Origin of the sequence: Polaromonas sp. (genome assembly GCF_012927455.1) — a bacterium.
Taxonomy (GTDB): Bacteria; Pseudomonadota; Gammaproteobacteria; order Burkholderiales; family Burkholderiaceae_C; genus Polaromonas.
On sequence record NZ_JABBPE010000005.1, the window covers coordinates 107563 to 134046 of the forward strand.

The following is a 26484-nucleotide window of genomic DNA, read 5'->3' on the forward strand; positions in this document are numbered from 1 at the left end:
CGGGTGGACGCGGCGGTTCTTGACCGGCTCGAAGCACTAACCCCCTACGCTCGCGCCCTTCTGCTGTCGCGCACGGTTGATGCAGAGGCACCCATCCGCGCGGAGTTGTTCGGCGTTCAGCGCTTTGAAGAGCACGGTCACAGCCTGGCGCAGGCCCAGGCGATAGAAACCGATGCAAATTCGCGTCGCCGTGCTTTCTTTTTTCCCCGGGTCGATGAAAACCTGGCGGCTCTGCGCCATGCCTATGACTACATAGCTCTGATGTCACGCAGCGGTCACTACGTGACCCCGGCCGCTGAATGGCTGCTGGACAATTTTCATTTGGTCGAGGCGCAGCTGCAGCAAATTCGCGAGGGTGTTCCGAGGCGCTACTACGCCAGCCTGCCCAAGCTGGCAGAAGCACCGCTGCAGGGTTTGCCACGGGTTTACGGCATCGCCTGGGCTTATGTGGCCCACACCGACAGCGTGCTGAACCCCGACGTTTTCGTCGCCTTCCTCAATGCCTACCAGGAACACAGCGAACTGCGCCTGAGCGAGCTGTGGGCCTTGCCGACCACTTTGCGCGTGGTGCTGCTGGAAAACCTGCGCCGCATGGCAGATGAAATCGCACGCGGCAAGGTGGCGCGCGAAGTGGCGCATGCGGTGTGGGACTGTGCCGACCGGCTGAACGATAGCGACCTCGACGCGATCGAGGACCTGATGAAGCAGCGCGGCCTGCGGCGCGCTTACCTGACGCAGCTGTGGCAGCGCATGCCGACGGAGCGGCTGGACAGCGCGCCGGCGCTGGTGCTCTGGACCGAAAGGCATTGCCCTGACGGACAGGTGCTGATGGTCGAAAGCCAGAGCGCCCAGGTCGCGGCCAACCTGACCGTGGGCAACATCATCACCAATTTGCGCCTGATTGGTCAGGTCGACTGGCTCGATCTGATCGAGCCGGTGAGCCGTTCCCTGCAGGTGCTGCGGCGCCTGCCCAGCTTTGTGCTGGAAAGCGAGCTGACGCGCCAGCAGATCACCCAGTCCATGGAGCGGCTGGCGCGACAAAGCCGCAAATCCGAACGTGAAGTAGCCGAGGCCGTGGTCAACGCCGCGCAAAACGCCAGCGGCGGCGCGGCAACCGCCCAGCGCACTGCCGGTTTTTATCTGATGGGCGCGGGCCGCGCGTCACTGGAAGCGGCGCTCGGCATGCCAGGACCAGGCGCCGCGCGACGCGCCGGCGTACGCCACTGGCGCTTGCCGCTGTACATGGCGCCCATCACCCTAACAACGCTGCTGATCGTACTGGTGGCTTGGCAGCACGCCGACGCGCGCGGCTGGCAGGCGGTGCTCGCATTGTGTTTGCTGGCCTGGCCAGCGTCTGAAGCGGCGGCAGCGTTTGGGCATCGTCTGATCGCCGAGTCACTCAAGGTGCGCTTTTTGCCGCGCCTGGACTTCGCCAGCGGCATTCCGCCGGAACACCGCGTGCTGGTGGTGATACCGACGCTGTTGACGTCGGCGGCCTCCACCCGCGCGCTGGTGCAGCAGCTCGAACTGCACTGGCTGGCCAACCGCGAGGCCGAGGCGCAGTTCGCGCTGCTGACGGACTGGGCCGATGCACCCAGCGCCAGCCTGCCCGGCGACGCCGCCCTGCTAAACGATGCGCTGGCGCAGGTGACAGAGCTGAACACACGCTTTGCCGTGCCCGCGGGCGCCGCGCCGCGTTTTTTGCTTATTCACCGGCCGCGCAGCTGGTGCGACACCGAGCAGCGCTGGCTCGGTTGGGAACGCAAGCGCGGCAAGCTTGAACAGCTTCTTCGCACGCTGGTCACCGGCAGCCTGGACGGCTTCACGCCAGTAGCGCCAGGGCTGCGTCTGGCCGAAGGCATCCGCTATGTCGTCACGCTGGACAGCGACACCGGCCTGCCACCGGGCGCCCTGCGCGAGCTGGTGGCTGTGGCCGCGCACCCGCTGAACGCCCCGCAGATAGACAGCACTTCGCGCCGCGTCGTCAGCGGTTACGGCATCTTGCAGCCGCGCGTCGTCACGCCCTTGCCGGATCGGTCAGAACGCACGCTGTACCACCAGCTGTTTGCCGGGCAATGCGGCATAGACCCTTACAACAACGGCGTCTCTGACGTCTACCAGGATCTGTTCGGCAGCGGCAGCTTCAGCGGCAAGGGACTGCTGCACGTCGAGGCTGTGCACGCGGTGCTGGACGCCCGCCTGCCCGACGGATTGGTGCTGAGCCACGACTTGCTTGAAGGCAGCGTGGCGCGCTGCGGCTTTGTCAGCGACGTGGTGCTGATTGAAGAGCATCCGCACCACGCGGGCGTGGCGGCCTCGCGCGTGCACCGCTGGACGCGCGGCGACTGGCAGCTGCTGCCGCTGATGTGGCGCGCCAGACACTATGGCGTGGACGCGCTGGGGCTATTCAAGATGAGCGACAACCTGCGCCGCTCGCTGGTCGTGCCCGGCGCTTTTGGCCTGCTGGTCTGGGTCGTGTTCACCGGGGCGCTGCCCTTGTCCACCGCGCTGCTGGTGAGCTTCGCCGCGCTGCTGGCCGGCCCCCTGCTGGGCGCTTTGGCCGGCCTGGTGCCGACACGCAGCGGCATTGCCTGGCGTCACTTTTTTGACATGGGTGTGCGCGAAATGTTACGCGCCTTCGCCAGCGCTGCCTGGCAGTTCAGCCAGCTGGGCGCGCAGGCCGTGCTGCTGCTGGATGCCGTGCTGCGCTCGCTCTGGCGCATGGCGCTGAGCCGGCGCCGCCTGCTGGAATGGACCACCGCCGCGCAGGTTCAGGCCTCGGCCAAAAGCGAGCTGACGGCGTTCACGCGCCGCCATGCTGCAGCCACCTTTCTTTGCGCCGGTCTGGCGTTGGCGGCACCCTGGGGCGCGCACCCGCTCGCCGGCATCGCTCTGTTCTTTCTGTGGGCGGTATCACCACTGGCCGCCTGGTGGGCCAGCCAGCCCCGCCCGCGCGGCGCCGGGCACGAGCTGCGCGACAAGGACCGGCTGTACCTGGAAACCCTGGCGCGCGACACCTGGCGCTTTTTTGAGCGCTGCGTCGGTCCCGAGGACAACCACCTGCCCCCGGACAACCTGCAGCTGGTGCCAGAGCCCACACTGGCGCACCGCACCTCGCCCACCAACGTTGGGCTGTACCTGCTGGCGACCTGCTGCGCGCGCGAATTTGGCTGGATCAGCACGGCCGAGCTGATCCAGCGCCTTGGCAACACACTGGACACCATGGAGCGGCTGCCCAAGCACCATGGCCACCTGTTCAACTGGTATGACACGCGCACGCTGGAGATCCTGCAACCGGCCTATGTCTCGACCGTGGACAGCGGCAACCTGGCCGGTCTGCTGCTGGCGGTGGCGCAGGCCTGCTGCAGCCTGGCGCGCAACGGCGCCGACGGCAAGCCAGCGCAGACCGTCCTGTTACGCCTGGCTGAGCGCTGCCAGACTTACTACGCGGCGATGGACTTTCGCGGTCTGTACGACACCAAACGCCACCTGTTTCACATCGGCCTGCGGGTGCAGGAGCAGACGCTGGATGCCAGCTACTACGACCTGCTGGCCTCCGAGTCGCGCCTGACCAGCTTCCTGGCGATTGCCAAGGGCGACGTGCCGCGCCGCCACTGGGCCGCGCTGGGCCGGCCGTTCCTGTCGGTCGGCGCGGCACCCGGGCTCAAATCATGGTCGGGCTCGATGTTCGAGTACCTGATGCCCTCGCTGCTGATGCGCGAACCCGAAGGCGGCCTGCTGCATGTCGCGGGCTGCGCGGCGGTGGCCGAACAGCGCGCTTTTGGCACCGCCCAGCACTTGCCCTGGGGCGTTTCGGAGTCGGCCTATTTCGCGCAGGACCACACGCTGGCCTACCAGTACTCGCCCTTCGGCGTGCCGCGCCTGGCGCTACGCCGCACCCCGCAGACTGATCGCGTCGTGGCACCTTACGCCAGCGTGCTGGCCACGCTGTTTGAGCCGCATGAAGCCGTCGCCAATCTGCAGCGGCTGGAGCGCCTGGGCGCACGCGGCGAACTCGGCCTGTTCGAGGCGTTGGACTTCACCGTGTCGCACCAACCAGACGAACAGGCGTTCAGCATCGTCGAGGCTTTCATGGCGCACCACCAGGGCATGTCGCTGACGGCGCTGTGCAACGTGCTGTGCGGCGATGCGCCGCGGCGCTGGTTTGCGGCCGACCCCCAGGTAGCCGCGCACGGCGCGTTGCTGCACGAAAGCTCGCCGCGCCAGATCGTCGAAAGCGCTGACCCGCGCCTACCACCCGAACCCGGCGGTTATGTGGCCGAGCCGGTGTTCCATTCGCGCGAGGTGAACCCGTTTGCGCCGGGCTGGACGCCCACGCAACTACTGTCCAACGGCAGCTACAACGTCGCCCTGCACGCCGGCGGCGCCGGCCTGAGCCGCTGGCGCGGTCGCAACGTGACACGCTGGCGCGACGACTTGCTGCGCGACGGCTACGGCAGTTTTTTCTACCTGCGGCGCCAAGGCGAGCAGGCGCTGGTCTCGCTGACCGCTACGCCGGCCCCGGGCGAGGGCTGGAGCTACCAGGCGCGCTTCATGGCCGACCGGGTGCAGTTCGAAGCCTATGGCGACGAGTTGAGCGCCAGCATCACCGTGCTGGTCAGCCCCGAGGATGACACCGAACTGCGCACTGTGACGCTGCACAACAGCGGCCGCACCGAGCAGGTGCTTGAACTGGTCTCATGCTTTGAGGCGGTGCTGGCCGAGCAGCGTGCCGATGAAGCGCATCCGGCCTTTTCCAACCTGTTTGTGCAGACGCGCTGGGAGCCGCGCTGGCGCGCCCTGATGCTGACACGCCAGCCACGCCTGCACGGCGACCCGCAGATGGCGGTGTCGCACTTTCTGGCCGAGGCCGATGCCGAGCTGCTGGCGGTGGACTGCATCGCCGACCGCCGGGTGTTTGCCGGCCGCAGCCAGCCGGCGCACCGGCCGGCACTGGGGGAACAGCTGCTGGACAGCAGCGGCGCCCCGATCAACGGCCTGGACCCGGTGGCCAGCCTGCGCGTGACGCTGCGGCTGGCGCCCGGTGCCATGGCCAGGCTGAGCTTTGCCACCGCCGCCGCCGACAACGCGGAAGAGCTGGCCGCGCGCATCGACAAGTATTTGCAGCCCATGCATATCGAGCGCGCCACCCGCATGGCCGCCACGCTGGCCCAGGTCCGGCTGCGCGACCTGGCATTGACCCCAGAAGAAAGTCTGGCGCTGCAGGACCTGACCACGGCGCTGATGTACAGCCTGCCCCGGCCGGGCGCCGAGGGAACGCCGCTGGACCAGCGTCAGCTCTGGCGCTTTGGCATTTCGGGCGACAAGCCTATCGTGCTCGTGCGCATTCACTCACCCAGCGGCATCGCACTGGTGCACTCGCTGCTGCGCGCCAGGCCGTGGTGGGCCTTTGGCGGGCTGGCCGTTGACGTGGTAGTGCTCAACAGCGAATCCGACTCTTACCTGATGCCCTTGCAGCGCGACATTCTGGCGCTGCGCGACCGCCTGATGCGCTCGGTGCAAAACAGTTTCCCAAACCACCAGGGTGCGGATTTTTCTGCCGGGTTTTACCTGCTGCGCGAGCAGGAGACATCGCCCGGCGAACGGGCCGCGTTGGCCGGGCTGGCGCGCGTCGTACTTAGCGCCGATGGCCGGCCGCTGGAGTTGCAGGTCGCCAGCCTGCGCGAGAGCTGGCTGCCGCCGCGCAGCCAGCTACTGGACCGGACCGTGCTGTCGGGCGCTGCCTCAGAGGCGAGCGCGCCGCCCGCAGCAGCAGCAGCACCCCAGGGCCGTTTTGACAGCGCCAGCGGCGAGTTCCGCTTCGACTTGCAAGGCGGCCAGGCGGCGCCCCGACCCTGGGTCAATGTCATCGCCAACCCAAGCTTTGGCTTTCAGGTGTCCGAGACCGGCAGCGGCTTTACCTGGGCTGGCAACAGCCGGCTCTACCAGCTCACGCCGTGGTCCAACGACCCGGTGCGCGACCCCGCCTTCGAGCACTGGCTGCTGCAGGACCTGGACAGCGGCAAAGTCATGCCCCTGACGCCTTCGATGCTGGCGGCACCCGACAGCCATTGGCGTGTCAGTCACGGCCAAGGCTATTCGGTGTTTGAAGGCCATCAAGGCGGCATCAAAACAGAAACCACTCTTTTCGCCGACCTGCGCGAGGCGGTGAAGGTGGTGCAGGTGCGGGTGCGGCTGGAAGGCAGCGGGCGGCGGCGCTTTCGCGCCTGGGCCATGGTGGAGTGGCAGATGGGCCAGGCGCGCCACGACCGGCGCACGCTGCACACCTGGAAGCGGCCCGAACAGGCGGCGCTGTTCGCCCAGCAGCGCGAAAGCAAGGGCGGCTTCGGCGGGGCCACGGCCTTTGTGGCCATGAGCGGCGCTTCGCCGGAGCTGCAATGGACCTGCAATCGCGCCGAATTTTTTGACCCGCTGGGGCGGCTGGCCTTGCCCGCCGGCCTGGAAGAGCGCAGTGGCGGCGCCTACGACGCCTGCGCGGCGCTGGCCAGCGACTTCGAACTGCGCGGCGAGGGCACACTGGCCTTCAGCTTCATCCTCGGTCATGCGGAAAACGCCGCTGCCGCCGAGCAGATGGCCGCGCACTGGGCTCAATCCGATGCCCACGATGCGAGTGACGCCAGCAGCAGCCAAGGTAGCAGCCAGGCGCTGGCAGGCGTCAAGACCTGGTGGTCCAACCTGCTGGGCCAGGTGCAGGTGAGAACGCCTGATCCACTATTTGACGCGCTGCTCAACCGTTGGTTGCTCTACCAGACGGTGGTGTGCCGGCTCTGGTCCAAGGCCGGCTTCTACCAGGCCGGCGGCGCTTTCGGATTTCGCGACCAGTTGCAGGACGCGATGGCGCTGGCGCTGGCCGACCCGGCACGCCTGCGCCAGCAGATCGTGCTGAATGCTTCGCGCCAGTTCCCTGAAGGCGACGTGCAGCATTGGTGGCACGCGCCAGGCGGCGAAGGCGTACGCACGCATTTTTCCGACGACCTGCTTTGGCTGCCCTACGCCTGCGCGCACTACATTGAGGTCACGGGTGATGTGACGCTGCTCGATGAAAAGGTCCATTTCATCGACGGCCCGCAAATTCCCGAGGGCGCCGAAGACGCCTACTATGCACCGCAGACCAGCAGCCAGGTCGCCAGCGTCTACGAGCACTGCGCCCGCGCCATAGACCGCAGCCTGGCGGTAGGCGCGCACGGCCTGCCGCTGATGGGCACCGGCGACTGGAACGACGGCATGAACCGCGTCGGCCATGAGGGCCAGGGCGAATCGGTCTGGCTGGGCTGGTTTTTATGCAGCGTAGTCGATAGCTTTGTGCCTTTTGTTCACATGTGCGGCGACGACGCGCGCGCCGCGCGCTGGCTGGAGGCACGCCGCGGCTGGGTTGCCGCGCTGCACGATGCCGGCTGGGACGGCGCCTGGTTCCGCCGCGCCTTTTTCGACAACGGTGCGCCGCTGGGCTCGGCCGCCAACGCCGAATGCCGCATCGACCTGATCGCGCAGGCCTGGGCCGTGCTGTCCGGCGCATCCACGCCCGCCTTCACGACGCCCGCCATGCAGGCGCTGCAGCAGCAATTGGTCGACGACGAGGCCGGCCTGCTGCGCCTGCTCGATCCGCCGCTGCAGCATTCGGCCAACAACCCCGGCTACATCCAGGCCTACCCACCGGGCGTGCGCGAAAACGGTGGCCAGTATTCGCACGCCGGCGTCTGGGCTTTGATGGCGCAAGCCCTCAACGGTGACACCGAGGGCGCCTGGCGCAGCTTTGAAGCCCTCAGCCCGGCCCACCGCAGCGCTAACGCGCAACGCGGCCCGGCCTACGAGCTGGAGCCTTTCGTGATGGCCGGAGACGTCTACAGCGCCGCCCCCTACGTCGGCCGGGGCGGCTGGAGCTGGTACACCGGCTCGGCCGCCTGGCTGTACCGCGCGGCACTGGAAACGCTGCTGGGTCTGGCGGTCAGGCCAGGCCGGCTGTCGCTGTCGCCGCGCCTGCCGGCACACTGGCCGAGCGTGGAACTCCGCCTGAAACTGCAGGAACGCGACATCACCGTGCACTGGCAGCGCGAGCGGGATTCCAGATGGCTGCAAGAGGCCGACCAGGTGCTGGCCTGGGGTGAGTGGGTGGAGTTGGATACGCTGCCGCAGCGGGCGGTGTTGCTGGTGCGGGGCGAGGGGGTGACGGCGGCTCCGGCTGAGAAGGAAAAGAGCTCGGTTTAATTTTTTTTGATGGTATTTTTACTTAAATCTGGCTCTAGCCCAATGAATACGGGCGCGAACAGCTATTGAATTAATAGCGGTATCGGTTGGAGTTTGGTGTTGGCGTGAGTTCCGGGGCCGGGGGTCGCCCGGCCAGCGGACTAGGAAAAGCGAACTATGCTATTAAATAAATAGCTGCTAACGCCCGTCTCCATTGGGCTAGGGGCCAATTCGAAACCTAAACAGAGAGATGAACGCCGACCGACCTTCCAGAAGATCGATGCCGGCGCGGCGGCTGTCCGTCCAGCCTCCCGGGCCCACCCCGCACCGCCGCAGCTAACTCGACCGACGCGGAAACTGCAGTGCCGAATAGCGCGGCTCAGCTGGCGGCTCGGGTTTCGCCGGCTGGTCTGTCGGCTGCAGCTGCAGCAGCGCCGCTTTGACAATGCTTTGCGCGTTGACGCCAAAAAATTCGCGCAAGGCGGCCCGGGTGTCGCTGCGCCCGAAACCGTCGGTGCCCAGCGTCAGATAACTGCGGCCCTCCGGCAAAAAAGCCCGAATGCTTTCAGGCACGGCGCGTACATAGTCGCTGGCCGCAATGATGGGGCCCTGGCTGGCGCGCAGCAGTCCGGTGATGAAGGGCGGCTGGTCTGCGCCGGCCCCTTTCCCCTCTCGCAGCACGCGCTGCTGCCAGGCGGCGCCGTCGCGCGCCAGCTCGCTCCAGCTGGTCACGCTGTAGACCGTGGCGGCTATGCCCTGGGCCGCCAACTGCTGCGCGGCCTTGATGACCTCGGTCAGGATGGCGCCCGAGCCGAGCAGCGTGACCTGGCCCGGTTTTACTGGTGTTTTAGGGCTCTGGCCCATATCTGACGTGTGCAAGTAGCTATTGAATTCATAGCAACCACGCAGGATGTCGGCCTCGGCGCCGGCGCGCAAGTCGGGCTGGGCGTAGTTCTCATTCATCAGCGTGACGTAGTAAAAAACGTCCTGCTGCTCGGCCATCATTTCCTGCATGCCGCGGGCCAAGATGACGGCCAGCTCGCAGGCAAAGGCCGGGTCGTAGGCCTTGCAGTTGGGAATGGTGGCGGCCACCAGATGGCTGGTGCCGTCCTGGTGCTGCAGGCCCTCGCCACTCAGCGTGGTGCGGCCCGAGGTGGCGCCCAGCAGAAAGCCACGCGCCCGCTGGTCGGCAGCGGCCCAGATCAGGTCGCCCACCCGCTGAAAGCCGAACATCGAGTAGTAGATGTAAAACGGCAGCATCGCCAGGCCATGCACGCTGTAGCTGGTGGCCGCAGCCGTCCAGCTGGCCAGCGCGCCGGCCTCGCTGATGCCTTCTTCGAGGATCTGGCCATCGAGCGCCTCGCGGTAACTCAACACCGAGCCGATGTCTTCGGGGGCATAGCGCTGCCCCACGCTGGAGTAAATGCCGACCTGCTTGAACAGGTTCGCCATGCCGAAGGTGCGCGCCTCGTCGGCGACGATGGGAACAATGCGGGGGCCGAGCGACGGGTCTTTCAAGAGTCCGCCCAGCATGCGCACAAAAGCCATGGTGCTGCTCATTTCCTTGCCGGCGGCGGCCAGCGCAAAGCCGGCATAGGCGCTCAGGGCGGGAATGGCCAGCGCGTCGGCCGTGGTGTCGCGCCTGGGCAAATAGCCGCCCAGCGCGGCGCGGCGGGACTGCAGGTACTGCATTTCGGCGCTGCTCTCGGCCGGCTTGTAGAAGTCGATTCGTCTGGCCTGCTCATCGCTGAGCGGCAGATTAAAGCGGTTGCGAAAACCGATCAGATCGGTCTCGTCAAACTTCTTTTGCGAATGCGTGGTCATCTTGCCCTGGCCAGCGCTGCCCATGCCGTAACCCTTTTTGGTGTGCGCCAGGATCACCGTGGGCTGGCCGGTGTGATGGGCCGCCGCCGCATAGGCCGCGTGTATCTTCACCAGGTCGTGGCCGCCGCGCTTGAGCCGGTCAATCTGCTCGTCAGTCATGCCCTGGGCCAGTCGCGCCAGTTCCTCGTTCTGGCCGAAGAAGTTGTCGCGGTTGAAGCGCCCGTCTTTCGCGGCAAAGGTCTGCATCTGGCCGTCCACTGTCTGCGCAAAGGCTTTGGTCAGCGCGCCCGTCACATCGCGCGCGAACAGCCCGTCCCAGTCGCTGCCCCAGACCAGCTTGATGACGTTCCAGCCGGACCCTAGAAACAGTTTTTCCAGCTCGTCGATAATGCGGCCGTTGCCGCGCACCGGGCCGTCCAGGCGCTGCAGGTTGCAGTTGACGACCCACACCAGGTTGTCCAGGCCTTCGCGCGCGGCCAGCGTCAGCGCGCTCATGGATTCGGGCTCGTCCATCTCGCCGTCGCCGAATACGCCCCAGACTTTTCGTCCCGCGCAGTCGAGCAGGCGCCGATGCGTCAGATAGTGCATGAAGCGCGCGTGGTAAATCGAGCTGATCGGTCCCAGGCCCATGGAGCCGGTCGGGAACTGCCAGAAGTCGGGCATCAGGTAGGGATGCGGGTAGCTGGAAAGGCCCTGCGCGCCTTCTTTGGATGCCGAGAGTTCCTGCCGGTAAAAGCTCAGGTCTTTTTCAGTGAGCCGGCCTTCCAGATAGGCGCGCGCATACACGCCGGGCGCGCTGTGCGGCTGAAAAAAAACCAGGTCGCCGCGGTGCTGGCCCTCATCCAAGCCCTCGCGCGCATGAAAGAAATGGTTGAAGCCGGTTTCAAACAAGTCAGCGGCGCTGGCATAACTGGCGATGTGGCCGCCCAACTCACTTGATCCGCCCGATTCGGCCTGATTGGCCCGCACCACCATCGCCAGCGCGTTCCAGCGCATCAGCGAGGCCAGGCGTTCTTCCAACGCCAGGTCGCCGGGGAAAACCGGTTGTTCGTCAACGCCAATGGTGTTGACGTAGGGCGTGGACAGCTCGGGCTGCCAGCCGATGCGGTGGGCTCTGGCGACCCGGCTCAGTTCGTCGAGCATCCGGCGCGCCCGCGCCGGGCCCTGGGCGGCGGCCAGCGCTTCAAAGGCCTCGCGCCACTCGGCGGTTTCCTGCGGGTCGGGGTCGCGCTCCGGGCTGGTGGCGGCTGCTTGCGTCAAGAGAGGGTGGGGTGTGGAATCGTTCATGGCAGCTGCCACTGTACGCAAATTTCAGGCAAAGGGGTGCCGCAACTACCCGGCAACGGCGCCGGGTGGGGTCATGGCGTGGCATTTGATGATGGGCGCAGCGAGTGGCCGGTTCCGCTGGCAGTCGCCGGCTTGCGGGGAGATGAACCCATCCGCTTTGACTGGGCGCTGCAGCAGACGCCCCGTGAAAAACGCACGGCCCGTGCCAGTGCCGGCAGCTAAAACGGCGATTAAATTGCTATGAAAATAATAGCCGCTTGCGCCCGTAGCTATTGGGCTACAGCATTAAAAGCTCCTAAAAATAGTCGTTTTTGAATTTCAAACATTCAACGCCGCTGTGTCGGGCGCTGCAATTCTTTTGTAAATGCGGGCGGTTTGCTGGCAAACCAACGCAGAAAAGTTGCCATTTCAGGATTCATTTTCATTGCGCCCTGGAACCTGATGCCAGCGGCGAAATCAAGGATGCGCTGCATACCCAGCCAGATGGTCTTGACGCCCGGTTTGTCATCGCCCGTTCGCGCAAGAAAGCGGCCCAGTCTGGCAACCAGGCGCACCACCTCGTTGAGTGTGGGCGGCTTGTCAGGTGATTTTTCTTGTTCAGGATGCAGCCAGCGTCGCACTCGTCGGGCTCGGAAATCAGTTGTGCATCGAGCCCCGGGCAACTTCGCCCCAGCCGCATCAGCCGGGCGATGCGCCAAGCCACCACCCTATCCAGCACCAAGGCGCTGGTTCGCGCGAGGTCGAGACCGCGTAAGTAGGGTGCGCGAACATGCCGCAGGCCTGGACAATGCTGGCCGTGAGCTCGGCGCTCAAGCGCTCGATCCACCCGATCGTGCGCCGATTGCGTCTGGGGTCTCCGAGATCAATGCTTTCAAATTCCGTGGCAGCCCAGCTCATTTATTTCTAATGCTATTAAATTCATAGCATGCCTCATGCCTCATGCCTGATTCGGACTTGTGTATAACGAAATGCTCTACACGGACTCACCGATAAACTACCGCTGAACTACTGAACCCCATGAAAATTGAAATTCCTGAAAAGAAAAAACTGGTCCATGAGATGCATATCGCCATCCGCTGGGGCGACATGGACGCGATGGGCCACCTCAACAACACCAGTTATTTTCGTTATCTTGAAACCATTCGCATCGACTGGATGTGCGCCATCGGCTGCATGCCCGACCCGCGAGGCGAAGGCCCGGTTATCGTCAACGCCTTTTGCAATTTCTACAAGCAGCTTGAATACCCGGGCGATGTGCTCGTCAAGATGTACGTCAGCGACCCGGGCCGCACCACGTTTGAAAGCTGGGCCACGCTGGAGCGTGTGGACCAGCCCGGTGTGATTTACGCCGCCGGTGGCGCCACCACCATCTGGGTTGACTTTCCGGCGCAAAAAGCCAAGACCTTGCCGGACTGGATGCGCCAGCTGATTGGTTGAAGGTCAGGCCCTGCCGTCTTCCCCGCATTAATATAAAAAAGTGCCTGCGTCCCATGATGGGCGGGCGTATACAGCTACCATATTAATAGCTAACTGGCAAATTTTTCGGCAACCGGTCGGGACAAGGTGCCGGCCTGCGCTGCCTTTGTGCGCAGGCCGTTCGGGCAAGAACGACCGAGCCGTCTATGCCGCCTAGGATGCAGGCGAATCAATAACCGTGGTGCAGGTCCTTGAGCATTTCCTCCATCTGGTCCATGAAAATCATGCCGCCCTTTTGCATCTTGTCGAACTTCTCGCTGACGATTTTCATGACGCCGGCTTTCTTCATCGTGCCCTCTTTTTTGGCCATTTTCAAACCCGCCCGAGCATTGAATTTGCCGACCATTGGCTGGTCGGTTTGGGCGTGAGCCGCAAACGGCGCGATCGGCACCAGGGACGCAGCAAGATGGCAAGGGTGTTGGTGATTTGTTTCATAAAAGATCTTTCAAAGTTGAAAAGTTTCGGGACATCGCTGACTCATCCAGAACGCCCGGATCGAATTCGCGTTACGCAAGCAGTACTTCAATGCACTGCTTGCGATTTGGTCGTGTAACCAGCGTTTTTCTTACACGCCGCTGGGAAAATGGGTCCGCTCACCTCAACGTCAACATCCACATCCATCCAGAGATCAGTGGCGAAGCGCACGGCATCACCCTGCAAGCCTTAAGCCGACTTGGCTGGCTTTGGCAGGCGCCCCATCAGGTAAAACTCTGGATTGGGTTGCATGTTGGAAAAGCTCGCCATGCGGTTGGACAATCCGAAAAACGCCGTGATGGCCGCGATGTCCCAGGCGTCTTCATCGTCAAAGCCGTGCGCGTGCAGCGCTGCAAAATCGGCGTCTTCAATCTGCTCGGAATGCAGGCACACCTTCATCGCAAAATCAAGCATGGCGCGCTGGCGCGGCGTGATGTCGGCCTTGCGGTAGTTCACTGCAACCTGGTCGGCCACCAATGGCTTTTTTTCGTAAATTCGCAAAATCGCACCGTGCGCAACCACGCAGTACAGGCAGTTGTTGGCTGCGCTGGTGGTGGTGACGATCATCTCTCGGTCGCCTTTGGTGAGGCCGGATTCTTCCCGCAGCATCAGCGCATCGTGGTAGGCAAAAAAGGCCCGCCATTCGGCCGGACGACGGGCCAGCGCCAGAAACACATTGGGCACAAAGCCCGCCTTCTCCTGGACTTCCAGCACCTTGGCTTTTATGTCGTCGGGCAGGTTTGCCAGCTCGGGGGCCGGGTAACGAGGGGAGGCGATGCGAGTTGACTGTGGCGCTGACATGACGGGCTCCTGGAGTTGGTAAACCTTGAGATTAACTGTGAAATGCAAACAACCGTGGGCCAAAAGCCGGCTGGAAATAGAACAGCCGCCAGTCAGCCCGGAATAACCCGGTACCAACTGGCGGCCGCGCGGTGCAAGGCTTCAGGGCCTTGCTTTCAGTTTTACGCCAGGTCGTAGCGGTCCAGCATCATCACTTTGGTCCAGGCTGCGGCAAAGTCACGCACGAACACTTGCTGCGAGTCGCTGCATGCATAAACTTCTGCGATGGCGCGAAGCTGAGAGTTGGAACCGAAGACCAGATCGACGACAGTAGCCGTCCACTTGACCTCGCCCGACGCCCGGTCATGCCCCTCCAACACGCCTTCGGCGGTCGCTGACTTCTGCCACTTCGTGCTCATGTCCAGCAGGTTCACGAAGAAATCATTGGTCAATGTCTCAGGCCGGTTGGTGAAAACACCATGTTGAGCCTGCCCGAAGTTAGCGTTGAGGGCGCGCATGCCGCCGATCAATACCGTCATTTCGGGCGCGGTCAGTGTCATCAGGTTCGCGCGATCAATCAGCAGCTCGGCCGCCGACCTCGAGTGGTCCTTCTTGATGAAGTTTCGGAATCCGTCGGCTGACGGCTCCAGCACAGCGAACGAGTCCACATCGGTTTGCTCTTGCGAAGCATCGGTGCGTCCCGCTGTGAACGGAACCGTCACATCGTGACCGGCCTTCTTGGCCGCGGCTTCTACGGCCGCTGAACCTGCCAAAACGATCAAGTCAGCCATCGAGATTTTTTTGTTGCCCGACTGCACACCGTTGAAGTCCCTCTGAATGCTTCCCAAAGCCTGCAACACCGTCTCCAGCTGGTCCGGCTGATTCGCTTCCCAGTCCTTTTGCGGCGCCAGGCGAATACGTGCTCCGTTAGCCCCGCCGCGCTTGTCGCTGCCGCGGAAAGTTGCTGCCGATGCCCAGGCCGTCGAGACCAGTTGCGAAATCGACAGTCCGGATGCAAGAACGGTAACCTTGAGTGCCGCCACGTCGTCCGCCCCGACCAGTTCGTGATCGACCGAAGGCACCGGGTCTTGCCACAGCTGCAGGCCTTTTGGAACCAAAGGACCCAAGTAACGCGCGATCGGACCCATGTCGCGGTGCGTCAGCTTGTACCAAGCTTTAGCGTAAGCGTCTGCGAACTCTGCAGGGTTCTGATGGAAGTGCCGGGAAATCTTCTCGTAGGCCGGATCCATGCGCAGGGACAGGTCGGTGGTTGCCATGAAGGGCGCATTACGCTTTGCCGGGTCGTGGGCATCAGGCACGGTGCCGGCGCCAGCGCCATCCTTTGGTTTCCACTGGTGCGCTCCGGCAGGGCTCTTTGTCAGCTCCCACTCGTAACCGAACAGGGTGTCGAAGTAGCCGTTGTCCCAAGTGATAGGTGTAGCCGTCCACGCGCCTTCGAGGCCGCTGGAAATAGTATCGACACCTTTGCCGCTGCCAAAGCTGCTGGTCCAGCCAAAGCCTTGCTCTTCAATACTGGCGCCTTCAGGTGCCGGACCTTTGTAGTCCTCAGACGCCGCACCATGGCACTTACCAAAGGTGTGTCCGCCAGCGCAAAGCGCCACGGTTTCGTAGTCATTCATTGCCATGCGGGCAAACGTTTCGCGAATATCGCGTGCTGCCGCGATCGGATCCGGGTTGCCATCCGGTCCTTGCGGGTTCACATAGATCAGACCCATCTGAACGGCGCCAAGAGGCTGCTCGAGTTCACGGTCGCCAGTGTAGCGCTGGTTACCAAGCCAGGTGTCTTCAGGGCCCCAGTAAATGTCCTCACCTGGTTCCCAGACGTCTTCGCGACCGCCGGCAAAGCCGAAAGTTTTCAAGCCCATCGAATCCATGGCGACCGTACCGGTCAGAACGATCAGGTCGGCCCAGGAGATCTTGCGACCGTATTTTTGCTTGATCGGCCACAGCAGGCGGCGCGCCTTGTCCAGGTTTACGTTGTCCGGCCAGCTGTTGAGGGGCGCAAATCGCTGCGTGCCGAAGCCTGAGCCACCGCGACCGTCGGCGATGCGGTAAGTGCCGGCGCTGTGCCAGGCCATACGGACGAAGAACGGGCCATAGTGACCATAGTCTGCAGGCCACCAGTCCTGCGAATCCGTCATCAAGGCATGGAGGTCTTTGACCACGGCGTGCAAGTCCAGGCTCTTGAACTCTTCAGCGTAATTGAACGTCTTGCCCATGGGATCGGACTTTTCGGAATGCTGATGCAAGATCTTGAGGTTCAGCTGATTGGGCCACCAGTCCGCATTGCTCCTGGCTCCAGCCACGGTGGGTTTGAGGGCGGTGCCCGCAAATGGGCATGTTGTTTCTGTTGTCAAAATTTTCTCCTGGGGGTGATATCAAATTCTTGCAGAACCGAGTCTAGGTGTGTGTCATCGATAGAGCAACTCAATAATGATAATGATACCGATAGTTGATAGATATATGCTCACGGGCCGTCCAGGTTCCGTATCAGCAGTTGGTCCCCCTGAGCCCGTACGCTGCGCTATGCTGGCCGTTTTTTTCACCGGAGAGTTGCGATGGATGCCCCTTTTGACAAAGGCCTTGCCACCCGTAAGCAGGTGATGGGTGAGGACTTTGTGGCCAACGCTTTTGCCCAAGCTACCGACTTCACCCGGCCAATCCAGGCGCACATCACGGCGAAGGCTTGGGGCGACGTCTGGCAGCGACCCGGGCTGGACCTTAAGACCCGAAGCCTGATCACGGTGGCCATGCTCACAGCCATGGGCAAACAACATGAGCTCAAGGGCCATCTGCGCGGCGCACTGAACAATGGCGCAACGCCCGTCGAGTTACAGGAGGTATTGCTGCACGCGGCGGTATATTGCGGCGTGCCGGCAGCGGTCGAGGCCTTCCGCAGCGCTGCGGAAGTGGTCGATGGGCCGAATACCGCTTAATGCCACCCCATGCGCTGCAATTCGTTTTGGGGGTGTTTTATGCCTCTACCCCAATAGGGACGGGCGCAAGCAGCTATTAATTCAATAGCATTTCAGCCTGCCAACAGCCTGTGCACCAGATCGGCCGTGGTCGAAGCCTCGTACTTGCGCATCAGGCGCGCCCGGTAAATCTCCACGGTGCGGTGGCTGAGGATGAGGGCGCGGCCGATTTCCTTGGAGGTCAAACCGTCCATCAGGTGGGCGGCCACTTCGCGTTCGCGCGCCGTCAGCTCCGCCGTCACCGGTCGGCGCGAGCTCAGGTCTTCAAAGGTCCAGATGCCGGCCTCATGCGGTTCACTTCGGTTCAGCGCGCGCCCGGTGACGTGGCACCAGAAGACTTCGCCCTTGTTGTAGCCGTCGACGCGTTTCATGATGCGATTGTCGGAATACATTCCCGTGGCGTTGAGGATAGGCAGCATGCGCACGCCGATGCGCTCGTACTCGTCGACGCTGGGATACAGAATCAGAAAAGACTGTCCGACAAGTTGCTCGCGCGTGGCGCCGAACATCTCGCAGATATGCTGGTTGCAATCCATGATGGTGCGGTTGCGCGACAGCGCCAAACCCACCGGAGCCAGATCGAAAGCCAGCTTGTAATCCATTTCCATGAGGGCTAACCTTTACGAAAAACTACCTAGTTAAATAGGTAGTATCGTAATGGACCGATCAGGTGCCCAGCCGGTGTTCTGAAGGCCGAACGAAACAAGGAGACATTTTTGTGAAGAAACTTTTTCCCTCTGCCCAGGAAGCCCTCAAGGGAGTGGTCAAGGACGGTCAGCTGCTGGCCGTTGGCGGCTTTGGCCTGTGTGGCATTCCCGAGGCGCTGATCGACGCACTGCGCGACTCTGGCGTTAAGGACCTGACGGTGATTTCGAACAATGCCGGTGTCGACGGCTTTGGCCTGGGCAAGCTGCTGGAGACGCGGCAGATCAAGAAAATGATCTCCAGCTATGTCGGCGAGAACAAGGAGTTCGAGCGCCAGTACCTGGCAGGCGAGCTGGAGCTGGAGTTCACGCCGCAAGGCACGCTGGCTGAAAAGCTGCGCTCTGGCGGCGCTGGCATTCCGGCCTTCTTCACCAAAACCGGCGTCGGTACGCTGGTGGCAGAAGGCAAGGAATTGCGGGAGTTTGACGGCGAAATCTACGTGATGGAGCGTTCGCTGGTGCCCGACATCGCGCTGGTCAAGGCGCATGTGGCGGACAAGTCCGGCAACCTGCAGTTTCGCCTGACGGCGCGCAACTTCAATCCGGCGGCGGCCATGGCTGGCAAGATCTGCATCGTCGAAGTGGAAGAGATTGTCGAAACCGGCGAACTCGAACCCGATTCGATTCACCTGGCCGGCATTTACGTGCACCGCATCGTGCACAACCCGAACCCCGAAAAGCGCATCGAAAAAAGAACCATCACCGAAAAAGCAGGAGCATAAATCATGGCGTGGACCCAAGACCAGATGGCGGCGCGCGCCGCCCAGGAACTCGAAGACGGTTTTTATGTCAACCTCGGCATTGGCATTCCGACGCTGGTGGCCAACTTTGTACCGAGCGACAAAGAAGTCTGGCTGCAGTCGGAAAACGGCATGCTGGGCATTGGCCCGTTCCCCACTGATGACCAGGTCGACGCCGATCTGATCAATGCCGGCAAGCAGACCGTCACCACTATCAAGGGCTCGTCGATTTTTGGCAGCCACGAGAGCTTTGCCATGATTCGCGGCGGGAAGATCAACCTGTCGATTCTGGGCGCCATGCAGGTCAGCGAAAAAGGCGATCTGGCCAACTGGATGATTCCGGGCAAGATGGTCAAGGGCATGGGCGGCGCCATGGATTTGGTGGCCGGCGTCAAGCGCGTTATCGTCTTGATGGAGCATGTCGCCAAAAAGAAAGACGGCAGCGAAGACATGAAAATTTTGCCGCACTGCACGCTGCCGCTGACAGGTGTGGGCGTGGTCAACCGCATCATCACCGATCTGGCCGTGATGGACGTGACGCCCGAGGGCCTGAAGGTGATGGAGCTGGCGCCCGGCGTGACGCGGGAGGCGCTGCAGGCCAAGACCGGCGCCAAGCTGATTTGAAGTAATCTTCGAAGTTTTTTTTTGAAATAAAAAGGCGGCGCCCCGCACGGGTTGCCGCCTTTTTCAATGTTCAAAACGTACCGGGCAGCAGGATGGTTTTGTCTACGGTGTTGATGTCGGTCCGGCCGCAAAACGCCATCGTGATGTCGAGCTCCTTGTGGATGATCTCAAGCGCTTTGGTCACGCCGGCTTCGCCCAGGGCGCCCAGGCCATACAAAAAGGCGCGGCCAATGTAGGTGCCTTTTGCGCCCAGCGCCACCGCCTTCAGCACGTCTTGCCCCGAGCGGATACCGCCGTCCATGTGGACTTCGATCTGGCTGTCGACGGCGTCGATGATGGCGCTCAGCGCACGGATGCTGCTTTCAGCGCCGTCCAGCTGCCGGCCGCCGTGGTTGCTGACGATCAGCGCGTCGGCGCCGGAGTTGACGGCCAGTCTGGCGTCTTCCACATCCTGTATGCCCTTGAGGATGATCTTGCCGCCCCAGCGCTGCTTGATCCATTCCACGTCGCCCCAGTTAAGCGCCGGGTCAAACTGCTTGGCCGTCCATTCGCTCAGGGAGCCCATGTTTTCCACGCCCTTGACATGACCGACGATGTTGCCGAACTGCCGGCGCGGCGTGCCCAGCATGCCGAGTGCCCAGCGCGGCTTGCTGGCGATGTTGATCATGTTGGCAAGCGTCAGCTTGGGCGGCGCCGACAGGCCGTTTTTCAGGTCCTTGTGACGCTGGCCGAGGATTTGCAGGTCCAGCGTGATGACCAGCGCCGAGCATTTGACGGCCTTGGCGCGGTCGATCAGGCGCGCAATGTAGTCGCGGTCTTTCATCATGTAGAGCTGGAACCAGAACGGATGGCCGTCGGTGGCCTTGGCCACGTCCTCGATCGAGCAGATGCTCATGGTCGAGAGCGTGAATGGAATGCCAAATTTTTTCGCCGCCAGCGCCCCCAGGATTTCGCCGTCGGCATGCTGCATGCCGGTCAGACCGGTCGGTGCAATCGCCACCGGCATGGCAACTTTCTGCCCGATCATGGTGGTGGCTGTGCTGCGGTTTTCCATGTTCACGGCAACGCGCTGACGCAGCTTGATGCTCTGAAAATCGGCTTCGTTGGCGCGGTAGGTGCTCTCGGTCCATGAGCCTGAATCGGCATAGTCGTAGAACATGCGCGGCACGCGTTTTTGCGCCAGAACGCGCAGATCTTCAATGTTGGTTATTACGGGCATGGGGTCTCCAGAAAGCAGGCGTTTTTCGATGCAGGCGCCATGGTAGCTGGCGCTGCGCGGCGTGTGCGTGAATTCTGGTTCGGCGACTTTGAAATTATTGATAGGGCGCGCAACAAGCCATCTTTTTGGGCGGGCCGGCCCCAGGGCCTTCTTTTCAAGGATTTTGTGCCTGCAGCCCATACAGGACGGGCGCAAGCTGCTCCTGAATTAATAGCAAAGAAAGTTTCACCGACGCGTGCGACGCCGGTTTAACCGTGCCACCGCCCACTTCGCCGCGGCAATCCGTGTGCGCAGAGGCGGCCGGCGTTCAAGTTGCCTAAGCTCATCATGCAAGGCACTGACGACAAAACCAAGCCGCTCGACTTTGCAGGCCGAGCCGCAGCAAAAGGTTTGTCATCCGGCTCGCCTTTTTTTTGGATCAGCGCTTACACCGCCGTGGGGACTTGACCGACAGAGCTGGACGCTTCGCCATCCGAAAGTTACAGTTTTATTCCTAGAAAGAAGGCGCAACCATGAACTACGTGAAGACGACTGACAACACACAGCTTTATTTCAAAGACTGGGGCTCAGGCCGCCCAGTCATTTTGCTGCACGGCTGGCCCCTTTCATCAGACAGCTGGGACGATCAGGCCATGGCGATTGCCGCAGCGGGCTACCGCACCATCGCGTACGACCGGCGCGGTTTCGGCCGCTCATCGCAGCCGTGGAGCGGGTATGACTACGACACCCTGAGCGACGATTTGGCGGCGGTGATCGAGCAAACGGGCGCACAGGATGCCGTGCTCATCGGTTTTTCGATGGGCGGCGGCGAAGTTGCCCGCTACATGTCCCGCCACAACGGCAAGGGGGTGTCCAAAGCCGTGCTTGTCAGTTCGGTGGTGCCTTACATGCTCAAGACCAGCGACAACTCCAATGGCACTCCGCAATCGGTGTTCGACGAGATGGCGCAGGGCATGAAAGCTGACCGGGCGAAATTTTTTGCCTCCTTCTTCAAAGATTTTTTTGGTGTCAGTCTGATGTCGTCCCAGGCCAGTCCTGAGGTGCTGGAATGGGCGCGCAGTGTCACCATGCAGGCCAGCCTGAAGGCAACACTGGAGTGCGCCAAATCCTTTGCCACCACCGATTTTAGGGGTGACCTGCCCGCGTTCAACGTTCCCACGCTGGTCATTCACGGCGTGGAGGACAAGATTGTGCCCATAGATGCGGCTGGCCGTGTTGCCGCCCGAGGCATTGCGCAGGCCGAGCTGATTGAGTACGACGACGGGCCTCATGGCTTGCAGGTCACCCACAAAGATTTGTTGACCAAGGATTTGCTCGATTTCATCAAGAGGTAAGCGAAGTAATCGGCCAGGTTCGGCGCGTTCGAATCCTTATCATCTGCATGGGTTTGTCGGTCCACCTCCGATAGCCGAATCTTTATCCTAGCCGCGTCTTATGGCGCGCGATCTGCGCGCGCACCTGAGCCGGTGCCGTGCCGCCCATAAAATTGCGCGCATTGAGCCAACCACGCAGGCTGAGCACTGCGTAAACGTCCTTTTGGATCTTTGGATCGAACTGCTGCAGCACTGCCAGTTCTTTTGCAAAAAAATTGCAGGCGGCCAGCGTCGAGCCACCGAAACCGCGGTTGATGATAAACGGCTGGTGGCGAAAATCTTGAGCCAAATTGCGCCACAGGCGAATAGTCGAACTACCAATGAAGAGCACGCCGTCTTGTTCGGGCCAGAGCTGCTCGTCTGCCGAAGAGAAGCCGTCAAGATCGGGGCCCAGGCGGAAAAAGCCAGGTCGGTGATCGGGGCAGGACTGGTCGGAGGTGTCGGCGCGTTGGACCGATTCAAAACCGGGCCGGGATCTGGGCCGGGCGGCAATTCAGTTCGCGCGCGCTGTGCCAAGCGCCATCAGCGCTGCCAGCCACAGCGGCGCCCAACATTGCATGCAGGAGACGCGCAGCGCAGCAGCGAGCGGGAGTAATGAAGCGAGGCATGGGCACAGTGCAGATCAATAACTTGCGTTATTTTATTTTCCGGAGGTCGTGCGGTCGGTGCGATGCCTTGATGACGATAGGGGCTTTATATGGTGGATATTTCGCGCTGGCACCCCACACGGCCAGAGGCTTCATCAACACTGACAAGAAGTTTAAGTAAAACACGGTCGTAGCCCAATGGAAATAGGAGTGAGCAGCTATAAAAATAATAGCTGGTAACTGCAAAGTGGGTCGGAACCGAGACCGTCAGTTCGCTATCCGCACAGGTATATAAATCGCGCGGACAAAGTAAAGCGGCTGATGCAGGCATTTGCCCGCATCAGCCGCAATTGACTCTGTCTGTAAAAGCTCTACAAGGTTTACATCAACTTAGCGGCGGATGGCGATGTCAATAAGCGGCTGCCCAGCTGCACCGCCTATTTCTGCCTGTGCTGCGGTTTGCGCGCCGTAGCGGATGGCAGAGCCGGCAGGAATTGCAGGCGTGGTGCCCGTTGCTGGAATTGCCTTCAATGCAATCCGGTACAGCGAATGTGGAGCCGTGATTGCCGCTCCGCTAAGTCGGAGAGCCGCTAATACTAGTCCGTTGTCGCCGCCTTTGATATCCATCGATTGCACTTCACCTACGTTGATTCCCAGTGGTCCGACCGGGGTAATGGTCGATCCGTCGCCCGGCGTGGGGACAGTATTGAGATTGTCAGCAAGCTGGTCAACGGTGTAGAGAGTCGTCGACGGGGCAGCTGCAAAGCTGTTCGAATAAGCCGCTGCCGTTGCCCGCCCAAGACCGAACGCGATGCCTTGCGTGGCAGCGCCAGTGTCCACATTGATAGCCAGATTTTGACCAGTAAAACCGATGACGCGAAGTGCGCCGGCCGCCGGGTTAAAGTCCACCGCGAAGCTGGTGCTGCCCTCAGACGTGTAACCAGTCACAGCACGACGCCCTGCGGCTGCGCCAGTATCTGGATTGATCGAATAGAGGAATGCTCCGGTGTTTGCTGCATCGACTGCGAATGCCCACAGCACGCCGTCTGCAGGACGGAAATCGATACCCTTCACTGTGTCGCCGACCGTCAGACCCGTGATTGCCACGTTGGTGGTTGCGTTCGGTGTTGCAGCAGCGAAGGTGATCAATCGATTGGCGGTTGACCGATCATCAACCAGTCCGACCATGCGGACAGTGGCCGTTTCGGAGGCCGCTGGAACCAGCGCCATGCCGACCACGCCTTCGCCACCTGCAATAGCGCCGCCCGCGACAACCGTGGCCGCAGGTGCGGCCGTTGCAGACAGATTGATTCTATACAGTGAGGTGGTGGTGCCCACGGTCAAAGCGGCATAACCAATGTTGTTCGTGCCGTCGATGTCAAAACCGTTGGCGGCTGTTGGGGACACGCCGAGCGCAACCGTATCGACAAGAGTGCCGACATTTGCAGGGGTTTGCGACTGCAGCGAAGCGGTGCCAGTCAGGTTGATGGCATAAAGCTCGGTCGAAGAGGCGCCACCAAACTGATTGGTATACGCTGACGCAGAAACGGCGGCACCGGCGGGGGTTATGGCGGTGTCAGTGATGGTGTCGCCTGTTGCGACATTGATGCGCAGGTTCTGGCCGGTATTGCTAACTACGCGCAGGCGGTCAACAACTGGATTAAAACCAACACCAAAGCTCGCGCCAGCAAGTGTGGTGAAAGGCGCTGTGGTGTCGGTTGCGTCAGCCTTCAACGTCGCTACGCGTGTGGCAACGCCCGTGGTCGGGACGATGGTGTAAATACCGCCCTTACCGCCGACACCGTAAAGCGCGCTGGTTGCTGGAGCGACTGGCGCTGCGTTTACCGTTGCAGGCCGGTAATCAATGCCGACAAGCGTTTCGCCTGCGGTCAGGCCAGTAATGGCAATCGAACCGACAGCGGTTTGCGGCGCTGTCCGGTTAAAAGACGACAGCTTGCCGGATGCGGTCAGAATAATGGTGTCGCCGACGAGGACGGCGCTAGGTTGACTCGGCTGGCCCGGCTGGCCCGGTTGAACCGGAACCGGAGCCGGAGCCGGAGCCGGATCATCCGACCCTCCGCTACAAGCGGCTAGCGCGAGGAACACCGCTGACGCGGCGATGAATTTAGAAGTCTGTTTGAGCATTGAATATCTCCAGATAAGTTATTTGCAACAAAGCGCCTGAAACATGATGACCATGCTGATTCATTTGGATCGCGGGGGTGTATTTCCCACATTCCAAGTAAATTCGGTGCACCAAAACGCTTAGGTCAGACAGAAGCCACGGTCCGTGTCAGTCATCGCGCCGGCTGATAAAACGTTTTTTGCCGGTGAAATGCAGGGCTGGCGAGACTTGGTCGCTTGCGTCTCGTGAGCGGTCAGTAACTCGTGGACGCAGCACTGCTGGGTGACGGGCGTGGTTGTAGAAACCACAACACATATTTACGACGCTAGTCGCGCGCAAGTCATGCGACCAACGGGATGCGGTGCGTCGACAACTTTGCCTCGCTACCACCAAAATCACTTGCGCTGCAGGGAAAGCAAACGCCTCGTTCCGATGCAGGAATAAAAGCGCTTTTCCCTTTGCACATAACGCTCAATCCTGGCGAAGCCTGCGTTTTACAAGCGTGAAGATCGCGCCTTTTCCAAACCGGGGATCTGGGCGGGCTGCAGGCATTTTTCGTTTAAGTCATCCGGGTTCGGTGCCGCGCAATCTGCGCCCGCACCTGCGCCGGCGCTGTGCCGCCCAGAATATTGCGCGCATTGAGCGAACCGCGCAGGCTGAGCACTGCGTAAACGTCTTTTTGAATTTTCGGATTGAACTGCTGCAGCACCGCCAGCGGCAGTTCCGACAAATCGACGGCGTGCAAGATCGCCGCTTTCACCGCATGCGCCACGGTTTCATGGGCATCGCGAAACGGCAGGCCTTTTTTAACCAGGTAGTCGGCCAGGTCGGTGGCGGTGGCGTAACCCTTGAGGGCGGCGCGTTCCATCGCTTCGGGCTTGACTTCGACGCCGCCCATCATCTCGGCGAAGATGCGCAGCGTGTCTTTCAGCGTATCCACGGTGTCAAACAGCGGTTCCTTGTCTTCCTGGTTGTCCTTGTTGTAGGCCAGCGGCTGGCCTTTCATCAGGGTGATCAGGCCCATCAAGTGGCCGACGACGCGTCCGGTCTTGCCGCGTGCCAGTTCCGGCACGTCGGGGTTTTTCTTCTGCGGCATGATGGATGAGCCGGTGCAAAAGCGGTCGGCAATGTCGATGAAGCCGAAGCTCTGGCTCATCCACAGCACCAGCTCTTCACTCAGGCGGCTGATGTGAATCATCGCCAGTGATGCAGCAGCGGCAAATTCAATCGCGAAGTCGCGGTCGCTGACGGCGTCCAGGCTGTTCTGGCAGACCTGCGGCAGGCCTTGCGCATCGACCATGCCCAGCGTTCGCGCGACGCGCTCGCGGTCCAGCGGGTAGCTGGTGCCGGCCAGCGCGGCGGCGCCCAGCGGCAGCCGGTTGACGCGCTTGCGCACGTCGAGCAGGCGCTCGGCGTCGCGGGCAAACATTTCCACATAAGCCAGCATGTGGTGGCCAAAGCTGACCGGCTGCGCCACCTGCAAATGCGTGAAGCCGGGCAGAATCACTTCGACATTTTTGTCGGCCAGGTCGACCAGCGCTTTTTGCAGGTCGCCGAGCAGGCCGCCTATCAGGTCAATCTCGCCGCGCAGCCACAGCCGCACGTCGGTGGCGACCTGGTCGTTTCTGGAGCGCCCGGTGTGCAGCCGCTTGCCGGCGTCGCCGACGATTTGGGTCAGGCGTGCCTCGATGTTCAGGTGCACGTCTTCCAGGTCCAGCTTCCAGTCAAACGCGCCCGACTCGATCTCGGCGGTGATTTGCGCCAGGCCTTGCTGGATGGCGGCATGATCGGTTGGTGCGATGATTTTTTGTGCAGCCAGCATGTCGGCGTGAGCCAGCGAGCCGGCAATGTCGGCTTGCCACAGGCGCTTGTCAAAAAACACGCTGGCGGTGTAGCGCTTGACCAACTCGCTCATGGGCTCGGAAAACAGGGCAGACCAGGCTTGGGATTTTTTGTCGAGTTGATTCACGTCGGGCTTTCTTTGAGGCGGTCACGGGGCAGTAGCAGGCAAGTAACGGGTCGGAGCGGGCCGGATTAGGGGGCCAACTGCGCTATTCTGGGCAAGTTTGC

Annotated in this window: 17 protein-coding genes and 2 pseudogenes; 7 read left to right on the forward strand and 12 right to left on the reverse strand. The window is 62.0% G+C overall.

Annotation, left to right across the window (positions count from 1 at the left end):
* Positions 1-3: 3 nt before the first annotated feature.
* The gene (locus tag HHJ18_RS06485) at positions 4-8226 is read left to right on the forward strand and encodes a glucoamylase family protein (RefSeq protein ID WP_296912913.1); all 8223 of its coding nucleotides are present in this window, start codon (positions 4-6) and stop codon (positions 8224-8226) included.
* Positions 8227-8541: 315 nt separating this feature from the next.
* Here HHJ18_RS06485 and mdeB read toward each other — a convergent pair whose 3' ends face one another.
* Entirely contained in the window at positions 8542-11316 is a 2775-nt protein-coding gene (mdeB, locus tag HHJ18_RS06490) for an alpha-ketoglutarate dehydrogenase (RefSeq protein WP_296912918.1), read from the reverse strand.
* 36 nt (positions 11317-11352) lie between these two features.
* Between mdeB and HHJ18_RS06495 the strand changes: the two genes are divergently transcribed.
* Positions 11353-11538 carry a hypothetical protein gene (locus tag HHJ18_RS06495; RefSeq protein WP_296912920.1) on the forward strand — a complete coding sequence of 62 codons (186 nt, stop codon included), beginning with the start codon at positions 11353-11355 and terminating at the stop codon, positions 11536-11538.
* Between the two features lie 224 nt (positions 11539-11762).
* Here HHJ18_RS06495 and HHJ18_RS06500 read toward each other — a convergent pair.
* Positions 11763-12040: pseudogene (locus tag HHJ18_RS06500) on the reverse strand (IS4 family transposase); the annotation flags it as partial.
* Complete coding sequence (locus tag HHJ18_RS06505) at positions 11995-12213, reverse strand: transposase DNA-binding-containing protein (RefSeq protein ID WP_296912922.1); 219 nt, start codon at positions 12211-12213, stop codon at positions 11995-11997. The gene HHJ18_RS06505 and the pseudogene HHJ18_RS06500, both read right to left, overlap by 46 nt.
* 120 nt (positions 12214-12333) lie before the next feature.
* Here HHJ18_RS06505 and HHJ18_RS06510 point away from each other — a divergent pair, with 120 nt between their 5' ends.
* A complete protein-coding gene (locus HHJ18_RS06510) occupies positions 12334-12753 on the forward strand; it encodes an acyl-CoA thioesterase (protein ID WP_296912925.1) in 420 nt (139 codons plus the stop codon).
* Positions 12754-12961: 208 nt separating this feature from the next.
* On the opposite strand, the gene HHJ18_RS06515 is transcribed toward HHJ18_RS06510, so the two are convergent.
* From HHJ18_RS06515 to katG, 4 genes are all read right to left on the reverse strand, one after another.
* Positions 12962-13102: a hypothetical protein gene (locus tag HHJ18_RS06515; protein ID WP_296912927.1), complete on the reverse strand. Its 141-nt coding sequence runs from the start codon at positions 13100-13102 to the stop codon at positions 12962-12964.
* Between the two features lie 2 nt (positions 13103-13104).
* Positions 13105-13227, reverse strand: a complete 123-nt coding sequence (locus tag HHJ18_RS06520; RefSeq protein ID WP_296912930.1) for a hypothetical protein — start codon at positions 13225-13227, stop codon at positions 13105-13107.
* A gap of 228 nt (positions 13228-13455) precedes the next feature.
* On the reverse strand, positions 13456-14067 hold the full coding sequence (locus tag HHJ18_RS06525) for a peroxidase-related enzyme (RefSeq protein ID WP_296912933.1): 612 nt from the start codon (positions 14065-14067) through the stop codon (positions 13456-13458).
* A 161-nt stretch (positions 14068-14228) separates the two neighbouring features.
* Positions 14229-16424: a catalase/peroxidase HPI gene (gene katG, locus HHJ18_RS06530; RefSeq protein WP_296912936.1), complete on the reverse strand. Its 2196-nt coding sequence runs from the start codon at positions 16422-16424 to the stop codon at positions 14229-14231.
* Positions 16425-16625: 201 nt separating this feature from the next.
* On the opposite strand from katG, the gene HHJ18_RS06535 reads away from it, so the two are divergent.
* The gene (locus tag HHJ18_RS06535) at positions 16626-17003 is read left to right on the forward strand and encodes a carboxymuconolactone decarboxylase family protein (protein WP_296912939.1); all 378 of its coding nucleotides are present in this window, start codon (positions 16626-16628) and stop codon (positions 17001-17003) included.
* 92 nt (positions 17004-17095) lie between these two features.
* Here the strand turns inward: HHJ18_RS06535 and HHJ18_RS06540 are convergent, their stop codons facing one another.
* Positions 17096-17650 (reverse strand): LuxR C-terminal-related transcriptional regulator, encoded by a 555-nt coding sequence (locus tag HHJ18_RS06540; RefSeq protein ID WP_296912942.1) that lies wholly within the window; start codon positions 17648-17650, stop codon positions 17096-17098.
* A gap of 110 nt (positions 17651-17760) precedes the next feature.
* On the opposite strand from HHJ18_RS06540, the gene HHJ18_RS06545 reads away from it, so the two are divergent.
* Both HHJ18_RS06545 and HHJ18_RS06550 read left to right on the forward strand, forming a co-directional pair.
* Positions 17761-18468 carry a CoA transferase subunit A gene (locus tag HHJ18_RS06545; protein ID WP_296912944.1) on the forward strand — a complete coding sequence of 236 codons (708 nt, stop codon included), beginning with the start codon at positions 17761-17763 and terminating at the stop codon, positions 18466-18468.
* A 3-nt stretch (positions 18469-18471) separates the two neighbouring features.
* The gene (locus tag HHJ18_RS06550) at positions 18472-19110 is read left to right on the forward strand and encodes a CoA transferase subunit B (protein ID WP_296912946.1); all 639 of its coding nucleotides are present in this window, start codon (positions 18472-18474) and stop codon (positions 19108-19110) included.
* Positions 19111-19180: 70 nt separating this feature from the next.
* On the opposite strand, the gene HHJ18_RS06555 is transcribed toward HHJ18_RS06550, so the two are convergent.
* Positions 19181-20329, reverse strand: coding sequence for an alpha-hydroxy acid oxidase (locus tag HHJ18_RS06555; RefSeq protein ID WP_296912949.1), 1149 nt, complete (start codon positions 20327-20329; stop codon positions 19181-19183).
* Between the two features lie 512 nt (positions 20330-20841).
* On the opposite strand from HHJ18_RS06555, the gene HHJ18_RS06560 reads away from it, so the two are divergent.
* A complete protein-coding gene (locus tag HHJ18_RS06560; RefSeq protein WP_296912950.1) occupies positions 20842-21663 on the forward strand; it encodes an alpha/beta hydrolase in 822 nt (273 codons plus the stop codon).
* An 82-nt stretch (positions 21664-21745) separates the two neighbouring features.
* Here HHJ18_RS06560 and HHJ18_RS06565 read toward each other — a convergent pair.
* The 3 genes and pseudogenes from HHJ18_RS06565 to argH form a co-directional block, all read right to left on the reverse strand.
* A pseudogene (locus HHJ18_RS06565) lies at positions 21746-21901 on the reverse strand (argininosuccinate lyase); the annotation flags it as partial.
* A 778-nt stretch (positions 21902-22679) separates the two neighbouring features.
* Entirely contained in the window at positions 22680-24434 is a 1755-nt protein-coding gene (locus tag HHJ18_RS06570; protein ID WP_296912953.1) for a DUF4394 domain-containing protein, read from the reverse strand.
* 539 nt (positions 24435-24973) lie between these two features.
* A complete protein-coding gene (gene argH, locus HHJ18_RS06575; RefSeq protein ID WP_296912955.1) occupies positions 24974-26383 on the reverse strand; it encodes an argininosuccinate lyase in 1410 nt (469 codons plus the stop codon).
* Between the last annotated feature and the right edge of the window lie 101 nt (positions 26384-26484).

Excerpts from the sequence above, each read along its gene's own strand:
- mdeB (WP_296912918.1), bottom strand. The coding sequence starts at position 11,316 with ATGAACGATTCCACACCCCACCCTCTCTTGACGCAAGCAGCCGCCACC.
- HHJ18_RS06505 (WP_296912922.1), bottom strand. The coding sequence starts at position 12,213 with ATGAGCTGGGCTGCCACGGAATTTGAAAGCATTGATCTCGGAGACCCC.
- HHJ18_RS06510 (WP_296912925.1), top strand. The coding sequence starts at position 12,334 with ATGAAAATTGAAATTCCTGAAAAGAAAAAACTGGTCCATGAGATGCAT.
- HHJ18_RS06515 (WP_296912927.1), bottom strand. The coding sequence starts at position 13,102 with ATGGCCAAAAAAGAGGGCACGATGAAGAAAGCCGGCGTCATGAAAATC.
- HHJ18_RS06520 (WP_296912930.1), bottom strand. The coding sequence starts at position 13,227 with ATGAAACAAATCACCAACACCCTTGCCATCTTGCTGCGTCCCTGGTGC.
- HHJ18_RS06525 (WP_296912933.1), bottom strand. The coding sequence starts at position 14,067 with ATGTCAGCGCCACAGTCAACTCGCATCGCCTCCCCTCGTTACCCGGCC.
- HHJ18_RS06535 (WP_296912939.1), top strand. The coding sequence starts at position 16,626 with ATGGATGCCCCTTTTGACAAAGGCCTTGCCACCCGTAAGCAGGTGATG.
- HHJ18_RS06540 (WP_296912942.1), bottom strand. The coding sequence starts at position 17,650 with ATGGAAATGGATTACAAGCTGGCTTTCGATCTGGCTCCGGTGGGTTTG.
- HHJ18_RS06550 (WP_296912946.1), top strand. The coding sequence starts at position 18,472 with ATGGCGTGGACCCAAGACCAGATGGCGGCGCGCGCCGCCCAGGAACTC.
- HHJ18_RS06555 (WP_296912949.1), bottom strand. The coding sequence starts at position 20,329 with ATGCCCGTAATAACCAACATTGAAGATCTGCGCGTTCTGGCGCAAAAA.
- HHJ18_RS06560 (WP_296912950.1), top strand. The coding sequence starts at position 20,842 with ATGAACTACGTGAAGACGACTGACAACACACAGCTTTATTTCAAAGAC.
- HHJ18_RS06570 (WP_296912953.1), bottom strand. The coding sequence starts at position 24,434 with ATGCTCAAACAGACTTCTAAATTCATCGCCGCGTCAGCGGTGTTCCTC.